This is a genomic window from Flavobacterium ginsengisoli, assembly GCF_029625315.1.
GTDB lineage: Bacteria > Bacteroidota > Bacteroidia > Flavobacteriales > Flavobacteriaceae > Flavobacterium > Flavobacterium ginsengisoli.
Genome location: NZ_CP121110.1, coordinates 2,216,175 through 2,229,985, shown reverse-complemented (window position 1 = coordinate 2,229,985; position 13,811 = coordinate 2,216,175). Strand labels below are relative to the sequence as shown.

11 protein-coding genes, 1 tRNA gene and 2 pseudogenes are annotated in these 13,811 nt (G+C 33.6%); 4 read left to right on the top strand and 10 right to left on the bottom strand.

Going from position 1 to position 13,811, the window contains the following annotated elements; all coding sequences use genetic code 11:
• Positions 1 to 103 precede the first annotated feature (103 nt).
• The gene (locus tag P5P87_RS10460; protein WP_278022491.1) at positions 104 to 1,012 is read right to left on the bottom strand and encodes an AraC family transcriptional regulator; all 909 of its coding nucleotides are present in this window, start codon (positions 1,010 to 1,012) and stop codon (positions 104 to 106) included.
• A 137-nt stretch (positions 1,013 to 1,149) separates the two neighbouring features.
• On the opposite strand from P5P87_RS10460, the gene P5P87_RS10455 reads away from it, so the two are divergent.
• The 4 genes from P5P87_RS10455 to P5P87_RS10440 all read left to right on the top strand — a co-directional run bounded on the left by P5P87_RS10455 (position 1,150) and on the right by P5P87_RS10440 (position 5,298).
• Complete coding sequence (locus P5P87_RS10455) at positions 1,150 to 2,181, top strand: aldose epimerase family protein (RefSeq protein WP_278022490.1); 1,032 nt, start codon at positions 1,150 to 1,152, stop codon at positions 2,179 to 2,181.
• A 24-nt stretch (positions 2,182 to 2,205) separates the two neighbouring features.
• Complete coding sequence (locus P5P87_RS10450; RefSeq protein ID WP_278022489.1) at positions 2,206 to 3,408, top strand: glycoside hydrolase family 97 N-terminal domain-containing protein; 1,203 nt, start codon at positions 2,206 to 2,208, stop codon at positions 3,406 to 3,408.
• Complete coding sequence (locus P5P87_RS26265; RefSeq protein WP_278022488.1) at positions 3,399 to 4,136, top strand: glycoside hydrolase family 97 catalytic domain-containing protein; 738 nt, start codon at positions 3,399 to 3,401, stop codon at positions 4,134 to 4,136. The genes P5P87_RS10450 and P5P87_RS26265 overlap by 10 nt, the downstream gene beginning before the upstream one ends.
• Before the next feature lie 211 nt (positions 4,137 to 4,347).
• Positions 4,348 to 5,298: an aldo/keto reductase gene (locus tag P5P87_RS10440; RefSeq protein ID WP_278022487.1), complete on the top strand. Its 951-nt coding sequence runs from the start codon at positions 4,348 to 4,350 to the stop codon at positions 5,296 to 5,298.
• A gap of 494 nt (positions 5,299 to 5,792) precedes the next feature.
• On the opposite strand, the gene P5P87_RS10435 is transcribed toward P5P87_RS10440, so the two are convergent.
• From P5P87_RS10435 to P5P87_RS10395, 9 genes and pseudogenes are all read right to left on the bottom strand, one after another.
• Positions 5,793 to 5,876: transfer RNA gene (locus P5P87_RS10435), tRNA-Ser, on the bottom strand.
• A 151-nt stretch (positions 5,877 to 6,027) separates the two neighbouring features.
• The gene (locus tag P5P87_RS10430; protein WP_125721663.1) at positions 6,028 to 6,426 is read right to left on the bottom strand and encodes an acyl-CoA thioesterase; all 399 of its coding nucleotides are present in this window, start codon (positions 6,424 to 6,426) and stop codon (positions 6,028 to 6,030) included.
• Between the two features lies 1 nt (position 6,427).
• Positions 6,428 to 7,561 (bottom strand): annotated as a pseudogene (gene ribB, locus P5P87_RS10425) (3,4-dihydroxy-2-butanone-4-phosphate synthase).
• 2 nt (positions 7,562 to 7,563) lie between these two features.
• Positions 7,564 to 9,018, bottom strand: a complete 1,455-nt coding sequence (locus P5P87_RS10420) for an LptF/LptG family permease (RefSeq protein ID WP_278022486.1) — start codon at positions 9,016 to 9,018, stop codon at positions 7,564 to 7,566.
• Between the two features lie 8 nt (positions 9,019 to 9,026).
• Positions 9,027 to 9,653, bottom strand: coding sequence for an outer membrane lipoprotein periplasmic chaperone LolA1 (gene lolA1, locus P5P87_RS10415; RefSeq protein ID WP_479724222.1), 627 nt, complete (start codon positions 9,651 to 9,653; stop codon positions 9,027 to 9,029).
• Positions 9,654 to 9,726: 73 nt separating this feature from the next.
• Positions 9,727 to 12,187, bottom strand: a pseudogene (locus P5P87_RS10410) (DNA translocase FtsK).
• Positions 12,188 to 12,205: 18 nt separating this feature from the next.
• Positions 12,206 to 12,580, bottom strand: coding sequence for a diacylglycerol kinase family protein (locus P5P87_RS10405; protein WP_278022485.1), 375 nt, complete (start codon positions 12,578 to 12,580; stop codon positions 12,206 to 12,208).
• A gap of 1 nt (position 12,581) precedes the next feature.
• Positions 12,582 to 13,094 carry a thiol peroxidase gene (gene tpx / locus P5P87_RS10400; protein ID WP_278022484.1) on the bottom strand — a complete coding sequence of 171 codons (513 nt, stop codon included), beginning with the start codon at positions 13,092 to 13,094 and terminating at the stop codon, positions 12,582 to 12,584.
• 431 nt (positions 13,095 to 13,525) lie between these two features.
• Positions 13,526 to 13,783, bottom strand: a complete 258-nt coding sequence (locus P5P87_RS10395; protein ID WP_008462029.1) for a DUF6952 family protein — start codon at positions 13,781 to 13,783, stop codon at positions 13,526 to 13,528.
• Between the last annotated feature and the right edge of the window lie 28 nt (positions 13,784 to 13,811).

Below are 13,811 nucleotides of genomic sequence, written 5' to 3'. Positions count from 1 at the left end.
AATTAGCGGAATCGGAACCTTTGATTTATGGATATTTTTTTTGAATAGATGGATTATAATCTGATTTTTTGGCATCATGTTTTAAAATCCGAAAACAATTGCGTTACTGCTTATATTCTGTTCGATATTGAATAGGTGATGTACTCATTATTTTCTTGAATAAACGGGAGAAATATAACGGATCATTAAAACCTAAATTAAAACTGATTTCTTTTATGCTCATAGTCGTAAAACTTAGGTATTGACAGGCTTTCTGCATTTTTAGATAATTGAAATAATGTATAGGAGAATAACCAGTCTGTTTCTTAAATAAGGTAAAAAAATGTGATGATGAATAATTAAAATAAGTCGCAACATCGTTTATTTTTAGCGAAAGTTCCAGATGCTTTTTCATGTAATCAATAGCCGACTCAATAGTATTATCCTCTGAAAATTTTCGGTTTTTTTGAATGAAAAATTTCTCATACAAAAAGGTATTCAGTAGCTGCCATAAAGATAAATTGGCAAATTCGAGATTGCTGGAGCTGTAACCATCTTCCATAACGTCTAATATGTTGTCAAATAGTTCGATACGTCTTTCTTCAAGCGATAATTGCGGAGCGGTATCAGGATATTCGGTTATGAATTTATCGTAAAAATAAGGTGCTTGTGGTCCAGTAAAATGAATCCAATAAATACTCCACGGATTTTGTTTTAAAGCATAATAATCATGCGCAACTTCTGGCGGAATAATATAAAAGGTATTGGCTTTGAGTGTAATGGTTTTGTTTTCTCGGCTAATAATGCCTTCTCCTTTATAACAATAAATCAGGATATATTGTTTGCTTCCGTGTTTTCGCTTCATGGAATGATGGCTCGCATTAGGAAAAACGCCAATATCGGTAAAATACAAACCCGAAATAAGCGGATTCTTTTTGATATTGGAAAGTATGTTTTTAGGAATTACAATCATGCGCTGTCCTAAAAAACCTTCTTTAACTTTTATTTTTTCCTTTTGCGATGCGTTTTTCATTTTCCTGAATCTTGTTTTTCAAATATCATAATTTAATCCATGCTTTCAAAAAAAATGTCCATTTTAAGCACAATTATCAAAAGTAAATTTGAAATTCTAATCTAACTTAAATCTTTTCTGACCTTTTTTAAACCAATATGAATTCTACCAATATAATTGCATACGAGTCTTTTGGCTGGTTTTCAGGCCAAGAAATTTTCAAATTTACTATTACAAACAGCCAAGGAAATTATGTGGAGTCGCTTAATTTTGGTGCCATAGTAAAATCCATAGTTGTGCCAGATAAAAATGGGAAGAAAGAAAATGTAGTTTTAGGTTTTCCTACTTTAGAAGGTTATTTAAAAGACAAGGCTTATATCGGAGCGACAATCGGGCGTTTTGCAAACCGAATAAATAATGCTTCGTTTTCTATTGAGAATAAAACGTATTATCTGGATAAAAACGACGGAAAAAATAACAATCACAGCGGTTCAGCAGGATTTAATTCTAAAATATTCGATTTTAAAATAGAAAACGATGCTGTGATTTTTTCACTTGAAAACAGGAGTGGAGAAGGTGGTTTTCCGGGAGATGTAAATCTAAAAGTGATTTATAAATGGACTGATCAAAACGAATTGAAAATTCAGTTTTTGGCGGAAGCCAGCGAATTGACTCCGCTTAATTTTACCAATCATTCTTATTTCAATTTATCAGCTTGTCAAGATAAAATTCACAATCATAGATTAACCATTCAAGGATCAAAAATATTAGAAAGTACGGCCGACTATATTCCGACAGGAAAAATTATACTAGCTGATGAATATTTATTTATGAATGATAAACTGGGTGACGTAATGCAAAACAAGGGACTAAATCTTTATTATGTTTTAGATCGCAATCGTGTTGATGAAAAACTTGTTTGTAAATTGATTGAAGAAAAATCAGGTAGAATAATGCGAGTTTATACTTCATATCCGGGTGTGCAGCTTTATACAGGAGATTATTTAGACAGTGCACTAATCGGTGAACATTCTAAATTATACCAATCTTTTGACGGACTTTGTTTAGAATGTCAGTATTATCCTGACAGTCCCAATCATGAATATTTTCCTAACACTTTATTTGGAGCAGGTCAAATCTACGATGAAACCATTGCTTATACTTTTGATATAGTAACTGACAAAATTTAACTATCACCTTTAAATATTTATATAATGAAAAAAAAGTTTGTAAACCGATTTTTAATTGTCCTGATGCCGTCAGTATTTTTTCTGCTGACGAATTGTAAGGCACAGAATACATCACTTTCGCTAAAATCTAAGGACAATCTCAATCAGATCTCACTGTCTTTAAGCGAAGACGGACAATTGTCTTATAAAGTTACGCGTCATGATAAAGCTGTTATACTTGATTCTCCTCTTGGATTGACTTTCGAGAATGATGATTTTACTACTGGATTATCTGTTGTAAATGTTTCTCCAATAGAAGAAAAACGTGAGAAATATGAACTTAAAGTGGCCAATAATAAAATAGCTGATCATGTTTTTAAAACCAAAAGCATCACTTTCAAAAACAAGCAAGGTGCTTTGATGACGATAGACTTAATTGCAGGAGAAGAAGGCGTTGCTTTTAGATATAAGTTTGATAATAAAGCGAATGGATCTAAAATTCTTAAAAATGAACTAACGGGATTCCATATCGATCAAAAAGCAAAAGGATGGTTGCAACCTTATAATAAGGCTGGAGATTATACACCGGGTTATGAAGATTTTTATGTAAATGTAAAATCAGGAGATCCAATAAGCGGTGCTCGAAACGAATCTATTGGTTGGTGTATGCCAGCACTTTTTAATGTAAACGATGCTAAAAACTGGGTACTGATTGCAGAATCTGGTACAGACGGTTCATTTCCAGGCTGTCATTTAGCGCCAGATTCTAAAAACGGAATGTACACCATTGCCTTTGCTAAAAATGATGAGAAATTTACTTTGCCATTACCAGATAAAGGAAATGCATATCCTGAGTCTGCAGAACCGTGGACAATGCCTTGGAGAGTTATTATGATTGGAGATAATGCAGGTAATATTTTATTGTCTACAATGATTACTGATTTAGCTCCAGCTTCTAAAATTAAAGATGTTTCTTGGATTCAATCTGGAAAAGCGGCTTGGTCGTGGTGGTCGCATCCAGAAGATTTTACGCCAGAAATGTATAATAAATTTACGGATGTTTCGGCTTCATTTGGTTTCAAATACACGCTTTTTGATGCTGGTTGGGAAAAAGCCAACAAGGAAGGGAAAATTGTAGATTATGCATTGTCTAAAGGAGTGCAGCCATTAGTTTGGGGATTTTCAGCAGAATACTTTGATTCAGAAAAAAGAAAAAGAGATTTAAAGAATTGGCTGAAATGGGAATAAAAGGAGTAAAAATTGACTTTTGGTGTTCAGACAGACAAGAAGTTATGGCATCTTTGCAAGGCGTTTTTGAAGATGCAACAAAAGAACATTTATTGGTAAACTTACATGGGACAACAGTTCCAAGAGGCTGGCACAGAACATGGCCGAATTTTGTAACCGCAGAAGCTATTTTAGGAACAGAAAGTTATTTTTATGAACCAAGATTTCCAGAAAAAGCAAGAGAACAAAATACCGTATTGCCTTTTACAAGAAACGTTGCTGGTCCAGCTGATTACACGCCATTTGCTTTAACTTTTAGAAAATATACACGTTTAAATACTTCGGTTCATGAATTGGCAATGGCTATGATTTATACCTCAGGGATTATTCATTTTGCCGATTCGGAAGAAGTGTTTAATTCATTGCCTAATGAACTTAAAAACTTATTGAAAGAAATGCCGGCAACTTGGGATAAAACCGAGGCTATTGTGGCAGAACCAGGAAAATCAATCGTGTTGTCACGTAAAAAAGATAATCTTTCTTATATTATTGGGATAAACGGAACTAACACATCTTTGCCTGTTTTTATTGATCTGACTAAATACGGAAAAGGGTATTCAAAATTCAGAATCATTTCTGAAGGTAAAGATCCGTTGATGGATTTTAAAGTAGAAACTCATCCAATTGATGCTAAGTGGAAATACAATATGGCTCCAAAAGGAGGTTTTATTATTGAGTTTGTAAAGTAATAATTGATTGGTAAAATGAATTACAAAAAGAGGTGCTTAAAATTTTTAAGCGCCTTTTTTATTACGTGAAAAAATAACAATGAATAATATCTGTTTAGTAAAAGAAACTAAGAGTATTAAGATCTTAGGAATTCAAAAAAATGAGCTTCATTTTTAAAATATAATATTTACTTTTAGTAATTGATTTTATGAATCGACTAATACCAGAAATATGAGTTCTCAAAACCAAAAAAATGAAATAAGCCGACGCAGTTTTTTACAAACCAGTGCAAAATTCGCGGCCGCAGGAATTTACTTAGGTGTTTTTGGAATGCCTGAACTATTCGGAAATGTTGTCGTAGATAAAAAAGATGTTCAGATTCCAGATGTCAAGCTGAATAACGGTGTCAAAATGCCTATATTAGGATTTGGCACATATGGTCTTAGTGGGGAAGTGTGCCAGCAATCAGTTGCTGAAGCTATATCGGCAGGTTATCGTCTTCTTGATACTGCAAAAGTGTATGGAAATGAAGAAGCAGTGGGCAGAGGCATAAAACAAAGCGGAATTGACAGGAAAAAGCTTTTTGTTACATCAAAACTATGGGTTGATGATGCTGGTTATGAAAATGCTAAAAAAGGTTTTGAAGAGACACTAAGAAAACTGCAACTTGAATATCTTGATCTGTATCTGATTCATCGTCCAAGAGGTGATGTGAAAGGATCTTGGAAAGCAATGGAAGAACTTTATAAAGCGGGAAAAATTAAAGCTATTGGCATAAGCAATTTCGATCCGGTACAACTAGATGCTCTTTTATCTTATGCTGAGGTAAAACCTGTGATAAATCAAATTGAAACACACGCTTATTTTCAGCAGACAAATGACTTTAAGGTATTAAAACAGCATAATATCCAAATGCAAGCATGGGCTCCTTTTGCAGAAGGTCGTAATGGTCTTTTTACAAATGAAATATTAACTAAAATTGCTCAAAAACATGGTAAAACTACTGCGCAGGTAAGTTTGAGATGGCATTACCAACGTGGCATTGTAGCTATTCCGAGATCTTCTCAAAAAGTACATATTATAGAAAATCTTGACATTTTTGATTTTAAACTTGATAGTGCTGATATAAAAGAAATTGAAAAGCTTGACTTAAATAAAACGCAGTTTCCAGAATGGACTTAAGGTTGGTTTATACAAAAAAATGGAGATTGAAAACAAAAGTTTAAAAGAAAATGTGTCACTGTTACAAAATGCTATTTTATTGTCAAAAAAAGAGTGATTAATGTCTTTTAGAGTAGTAAATCAACCTCCAAATGATTGCTAGATCTGGCGTTATGATTTAGGTGGCTTCAGAAGTCTTGAAAACATAATTGTAAAAGCAGAAAAACCTTTAAATCGTAAGATCTAAAGGTTTTTGTTTTTTGAAGATTTTCTTAGAAATCTCATGAAGCGGAGAAAGAGGGATAGCAACTTTTTGCTCATTCCTCTTATATACTGCATTTATTATATTTTTTTCTGTGTTGCGCCACGATTCTGCCACGAAAGTTCTGTGCGGTTTTGAAAATAATGAAAATGCACTTAAAAGACAAAACCCTGCTGATCTTAAGATCTGCAGGGTTTCCCGTGAATTTTAGCCTTTTTTGTAAACTTTGAAAAGTCTCTTTTTAAGCTCTCAGCGGAGAAAGAGGGATTCGAACCCCGGACCTGTTACAGTCAACAGTTTTCAAGACTGCCGCATTCGACCGCTCTGCCATTTCTCCAGTATGTTGCTCTCATTGTCTGATTGCGGGTGCAAATATAAGACGGTTTTTTGGTTCTGAAAACTTTTTTTAGACTTTTTTTTGAAGTTTTTTAAAATAATTTTCAAGTGTCTAAGTATCAGTATTTCCGAAAAAGAGATTTTTTAAAAAATTAATCCAAATCGTCTAAAATTGGCGTTGGTTTTTTGTTTTCATCGACAGCAACAAACGAAAAAGTTCCTGAAACAACCGTTTCGCGAAGCTCAGAATACATTTGTTCCATAAAAATATCGACATGAATTTTACAGCTTGTTCTTCCAACGCTATCTACTTTTGCCACTAATTCGATTAAAGTTCCTGCTGGAATTGCTTTTTTAAAGTCAATTTGACCTGTAGAAATCGTTACAACTTTTTTACGGCTAAAACGAGTAGCACAGATAAAAGCAACTTCATCCATAAGATGTAGTGCCGTTCCTCCAAAAAGAGTGTCGTAATGATTGGTTGTGCTAGGAAAAACGGCTTTAAAAATTCGAGTTTCTGATTTTTGAATTCTTTCTTCTACTGTTCCCATATTAGTATTTAACGTATTCTGTAATTTCAAGTCCGTATCCAATCATACCAACTCGTTTTGTTTGTTCTGTATTTGAAACCAATCTAATTTTAGAAATATCTAAATCATGAAGAATTTGAGCTCCAATACCATAATCTTTGCTGTCAATAATAACTTTTGGCGCTTTTAAAGTTCCGTTAGCTTGTAATGATTTAAGTTCAGAAATTCTGTTTAAAAGGTTAACAGCTGTCATGTCTTGATTAATGAAGATAACAGCACCTTTTCCGTTCTCATTAATCACTTTGAACATATCGTCCAATTGCTGTTCTGCATTATTAGTCAATGTGCCTAGCAAGTCGTTATTTACCTGAGAAGAGTGGATTCTCGTTAAGATAGGTTCGCCAAGATTCCAAGTTCCTTTGGTTAAGGCAATATGTATTTGCTTATTTGTAGTTTGTTCGTAAGCTCTTAATCTGAATGTTCCAAAACGAGTTTCGATATCAAAATCTTCTTTTTTAACAATCAAACTATCATGCTCGCATTCTATAAGCAACCAAATCTTCGATAGAAACTAGTTTTAGATCAAACTTTTTAGCGACTTTAATCAATTCTGGCAAACGCGACATTGTTCCGTCTTCGTTCAAAATTTCGCAGATTACACCTGCTGGTTTAAATCCTGCCAAACGTGCAAAATCAATTGCGACTTCGGTATGTCCAGTTCTTCTTAAAACACCGCCTTGTTTAGCTATTAAAGGGAAAATATGTCCAGGACGAGCTAAATCGTGAGGTTTTGTATTTGGATCAACTAAAGATTGAACTGTTTTTGATCTATCGGCAGCAGAAATACCTGTAGTAACTCCTTGGCCTTTTAAATCAACAGAAACTGTAAAAGCAGTTTCCATATGATCTGTATTATTGGTCACCATGGCGCGAAGATCTAATTCTTTGCATCGGCTTTCTGTAAGTGGTGTACAAATTAATCCGCGTCCGTGAGTAGCCATAAAATTGATCATTTCTGGTGTTACTTTTTCGGCCGCAGCCAAAAATCTCCTTCATTTTCGCGATCCTCATCATCGACTACAATGATTACTTTACCTTGACGAATATCTTCTATAGCTTCTTCAATGGTATTCAGTTGTATTTTTGTTGTTGACATAATTATTTTTGCTTTTGAGCAGGTAAAAACCGCTCAGAGATTTTCTGAAATAGTTTTGAAATCGGAGTTGTAATCGCATCAAAATTAATTAGCCCATTGTCATTTGTGGCGCGATAGGTTAATAATACTGCGAGTGGAGACAAGATGAAAGATGACATCCATGATCCCAAAAAAGGGGTCATTCCGCCTTCTTGAGATAGTCTTTTTCCGAATGTATTGATGAAATGGAAAGTAATAAAAATTAAAACCGCAAATACAATAGGAAGTCCAAGTCCTCCTTTTCTAATAATCGCACCAAGTGGAGCTCCAATAAAGAACATTAAAAAGCAAGCAAAAGCAATAACGAATTTCTCGTATAATGCGAGAAGGTGTTTATTAATGTCTCGTTGTTTGTTCTTTAAATCTTGTTGAGTAGTGTCAATAGAGTATATATTGCTCGTTATATTGCTTCCAGCCATTTTTAAAATATCTACCTTGTCTTTGTTAGAGTAAATAGATAAAAGATCATTTGGAAGCGGTTTCTTCTTGATGTTTTTTTGAGTATCTCTGTAGATTTTTTTAATTCCGACACGCTGATTAATATTCTCTGAGAAGGAAATAATTTCGTTGTTTAAATTCTTGTTTAATGAGTCTAAAGTATAACGTAATTCATTAACATTAAGCATTCCATTTGTTCCTGCAATGCTTTCTTTGCTGTCGTCAACTTTATTTAGTTCAGATAAGTCAATATTGATGATCTGTGTTTTAAATTTTCCTTTTATAAAAGGCATTTTCGCACGATCTTCATATTTTTTTGGAGTAACGTCTTGATAATAATAACCATCATTTAAAACCAGTTTTAAAATGCTTGATTTTTCATTACTAACTAACAAACCAGTTTTAGCTTTAATTACGGTTTTGTTTTCACCCATATTATTTGCTTTCTCGTGAATTGTTACGCCAGTAAGACGGTTGCCATTTTCGCCAGATTTTTTATTTACTTTAATGTTATAAGTGCCAACATCGTTAAACTGGCCTTCAGCAATGGCCATTGCAGGTTTGGCTTGTGCGATGTTTTTTCTAAAATTAACAAATTTATATTCTGCATACGGAATAACGTTATTTGCAAACCAAAATGCAACAATACTTAAAACGAAAATAAAAATGATCAAGATTCTCATAGCTCTTTGCGACGAGATTCCTGAAGATTTCATGGCTGCGAACTCGTAGTTTTCGGCTAGATTTCCGAAAGTCATAATCGATGCTAGTAAAACCGATAAAGGTAAAACCAGAGGAATAATACGAGGCATAGAAAAAAGCAGGAATTTCACGACCAATATTAAGTCGAGATCTTTACCTGCTAGTTCTGAAATAAATAGCCATACTGTTTGAAGTATGAATATGAAAAATAAGATTACAAATACCGTAGTAAATGTAAGTAAGAATGTTTTTAATAAGTATTTGTCTAGTATTTTCAACCTTCTGATTAATCTAATTTATTGATGTAGTATTTCGGGTATTTACTCGCTACAAAGGTAAATTGATTTTTTGATAATGGCTGATTGGTTTTAAAAGAATTAACGGTTAAAGTTGTTTTTGTTCCGTTTTTTCCAGTTTCAATCAAATTGTAGATGTGTTTTGTCTGAACGTCAACACCTAACAAAATTTCTTTTCTTTGGTCTTTTCCGCTAGTTGGTACTAATTTGATGTATTGAATTTTTCTTCCTTTTACATTCTGAACAATGTCCATGTTGTATTTGTAGCCAGAATTAAAGAAAGTAAGCATTTTTGAAGGAGTGATTGCATTATCATCTTTCTCGTTTACTTTAGAAATAGTAACTTCTTCGTCTTCTGGAACAATAGTGTAAGTTTTCTGACCGTCAAAAATTTTAGTAACGCCCATGAAATTCAAAACGTATTGGTTTCCTTTCATTGTTACGTTTCCTTTACTGTCTTGATTGATGTTTTCTTTGGCATTGTTCAAAGAATACTTAAAATCGATAACAATATTGTCGTAGCTTTTTATTTTAGAAGTTACTTCGTTCAATAAATCTTTCGCTTTTTTATCTTGAGCCTGAATAGAAGTGAAGCTCAAAAGCAATATAACTGCCATTTGAAAACACTTTTTGGTCATGTTTGTGATAGAATTGTTGTTGATTTCTTGAATTTTTGCTTTCATGATTGGATTAATTTTGTTCATTATTAAAAAATTGATCAAGAGCATTTAAATCTAAGATGTTTACACTGCGTGCTTTACTGCCTTCAAACGGACCAACAATACCTGCTGCCTCAAGTTGATCGATCAAACGACCAGCCCTGTTGTATCCTAATTTTAATTTTCGTTGCAATAAAGAAGCAGAACCCTGCTGTGCATTGACAATAATCTCTGCCGCTTCTCTAAATAAAGTATCTCTTTCGGAAATATCTATATCAAGATTAATGCCACTTTCTTCTCCAACAAACTCTGGAAGCAAATAAGCTGTAGCGTAAGCTTTTTGTCCGCCAATGAAATCTGTAATTTTTTCTACTTCTGGAGTGTCGATGAAAGCACATTGTACACGGATTACGTCGTTTCCATTAGTGTATAATAAATCTCCGCGTCCAATAAGCTGATCTGCACCTTGAGTATCCAAAATAGTTCTAGAGTCAATTTTAGAAGTTACTCTAAACGCAATTCTGGCAGGGAAGTTGGCCTTAATTAAACCTGTAATAACGTTTACAGAAGGTCTTTGTGTTGCGATAATTAAGTGAATACCAATAGCACGCGCTAATTGAGCTAAACGAGCAATTGGAACTTCGACTTCTTTTCCTGCAGTCATAATTAAATCGGCAAATTCATCGACAACCAAAACGATGTATGGTAGAAATCGGTGTCCTGCTTCAGGATTTAATTTTCTAGACTTGAATTTTTCGTTGTATTCTTTAATATTACGAACCATCGCATCTTTTAATAAAGAATAACGATTATCCATTTCTGTACAAAGTGAATTTAAAGTATTGACAACTTTTGCGTTATCTGTAATAATAGCATCTTCAGTGTCAGGAAGTTTAGCTAAATAATGTCTTTCAATTTTATTGAAAAGTGTAAGCTCTACTTTTTTCGGATCGACCAAAACAAATTTTACTTCTGCAGGATGTTTCTTGTACAACAATGAAGTTAAAACCGCATTTAATCCGACAGATTTACCTTGTCCAGTTGCTCCAGCCATCAATAAGTGAGGCATTTTTGCAAGATCGACAACAAAAGTTTCGTTTGAAATGGTTTTTCCTAAAGCAATTGGTAATTCCATTTCGGCTTCTTGGAACTTCGTCTGCTCCAATAACGCTTTTCATAGAAACCATAGTTGGGTTTTTGTTCGGAACCTCAATACCGATAGTGCCTTTTCCAGGAATTGGCGCAATAATACGAATTCCTAATGCTGATAATGACAAAGCAATATCATCTTCTAAACTCTTAATTTTAGAAATTCTGATTCCAGCTTCTGGCACAATTTCATATAAAGTAACCGATGGACCAACGGTTGCTTTAATCTGTGCAATTTCAATTTTGTAATTACGAAGCGTATCTACAATTCTATTTTTGTTTTCTTCTAATTCTTCCTGATTAATTGTAATTCCGCCAGTCGAATATTCTTTTAATAAATCGATGGTTGGGAATTTGTAATTTGACAAATCCAAGGTTGGATCAAATAATCCGAAATCGGCAACTAGACGAGAAGCCAAATTTTCTTCGATAATGTCTTCTTCTTCCGCTTTTTCTATTACAAATGCTTCTTCTGGCGTGGCAGTGATTTGTGTAGGCGGCGGTTGAATTGGTTTTAAAGTTGGAGTTAGCTCAATTTCTGATGAATGAGAAATGGTTGGTTTTAAAGCCTCCTTATTGATTTCAAATTGAGAATCGACAGTTTTAAGATGAATATTATCCAATTCAGGGTCATTTTCTTCTTCTGCTTCTTCTTTAATAGAAAATTCTTCTAGATTATAAGCGCTTTCGGGCTGTTGAACAGCAGGTTTTAAAGTATCTAATTCCGATTTGAATTCTTTCTTAGTAGAATCAAAATAGGACTGAATTTTTTCTGGCGATAATTTGATTTTGAAAATTAGATATACAATTAAACCGAAAAGTAGTGTAAGCAAAGTACCTGTCTTTCCGATATAATCTTGAAGGAATAGATTGAGTTCGTAACCAATTGTTCCTCCTAATTCTGGTGCAGAAGTAGCGAAGAAGCCAAAAAGTACAGAAACGATAATAATGGCAAAAATATCCCAGAACCAAGTGTTTTTAAGCTTTTGAGTAGAAAGCTCCAATGCTAAAAACATTCCTGTGAGGAAAAATAAACGTACAAAAATAAAAGACGCCAACCCGAAACCTCTATAGATAATCAAATCGGCAAGATAAGCTCCGAATTTGCCAAGCCAATTCTCAGCAATTTCAGAACGATCGCCAAGCTGGTTTACAATGCTTTGATCATTTTGCCATTGTCCGTTAACATAAAAAGAAATAAATGCAACTAATAGGGCAATAGAAAAAAGAACCAAAAGACATCCTAGAACAAATTTTTGTTGCTTGGATATCTTAAATGATCTTTTATTTCCTTCTTGTTTATCGTTTTTTTTATCTACAGTTTCTTTTTTATTTTTTGCCATTCTTGCGTTTTCCTTTGCCTAAATAAATTTTGGAATATAAATAATCAAGCCTATTGCTATTGCAGTCATTGCGAAGAAAAATACTGCCCCTGCAGCAATATCTTTAATAAATCCGATTCGTTTGCTGTAATCAGGATGGATAAAATCGGCAATTTTTTCGACTGCTGTATTTAATCCTTCGATAGCTAAAACTAAGCCAATGGCTAAAGTTTGACAAAGCCATTCGGTTTGTGAAATATGAAAGTAAAAACCTAAAATAGTCATTATGATTCCTAATGAAAATTGAACCATAATACTATGTTCGGTCTTAATTAATTTTACAGCACCGTTAAAAGCATAAGTCATGCTTTTTAAACGGCCTGTAACAAAGGTGTTGTCTTTTTGAAACTCCATTTTAGAGGTAAATATTATAGTGCTTGCTAAAGTCTGCTTCGTAATTTGGTTCATTTGCAATTTCTGCAACTTGTTCTGTGTGAAGGACTTTTCCGTCTGCATCAACAACAATGATTGCTCTTGAGTGTAAACCAGCTAGAGGTCCGTCAACGATTTCTAATCCGTTTGCTTTTCCAAAAGCACCAGTTTGAAAATCTGATAAGTTTACTACATTTTCTAAACCTTCAGCACCACAAAAACGTTTTTGAGCGAAAGGTAAATCTCTAGAAATACATAAAACTGTTGTGTTTTCTAATCCGCTTGCACTTGCATTGAAAGTTCTGACAGATGTTGCGCAAGTTCCTGTATCAACACTTGGGAAGATATTTAAAACTAATTTTTTACCAGCGAAAGTGCTTAAAGAAGCAACTGATAAATCGTTTTGTACTAATTTGAAATCAGCTAATTGTGATCCAACTGCAGGCAATTCGCCTGATGTATGAACTGGATTTCCTCCTAATGTGATAGATGCCATGATTTTTGTTTAAAATTAATGAGGCTCAAAAGTAAGGATTAATATTTGAATGTAAAAGTATTTGTTAACGGTTTAAGGAGAGATTAAGGAGTCCTTTTTGATAGCCATAAATTCAAGAATTTGCGATTTATTTTTGCAAATTATTTCTATTAATAACTTTTATTTTGAGAAAATATTGTCTTCTTTATTTTGCATCTTTATGTCCAACTTTGCCATAGTTCTATTCGCAAAGTTTGTTATACCGACGAAGGAGGGCTGCGCTAGAAACTCTAAAAGATTGTGGAGTTACTAGTGTGGGCTTCGACTAAACTCAGCCTGACAAAGATTGTGTGAAGCGTGGAACTGAAACCTGAGAATAAAAAAAGCGTCTCCAAATAGAAACGCTTTCTCCGTCATGTTTTTTTGTTTTTTCTTTGAAAAAAGAGGTTCGATTATTTATCGATAGAACCTAAAACACGTTTCATAAACGTATTTAAAGCTTCTTTTTTATCTGTTCCTTGAGCTACTAATTTTTGAACTTCAAGGGCGCCGTACATATTTGAAATCAATTCGCCAATTACGTCTAATTCTTCATCTTTAAGAGAAGGAATTTCAGTCATCGCTTCTAGAACTTCGATCGTTTCAATGATGTAATCCTGATCGTTTTCTTCGATAAATTGTGTTAAATGCTTAATTACTGGTAATTTCATAATTTTTTTGTTTAAGCGTTAAATCGTT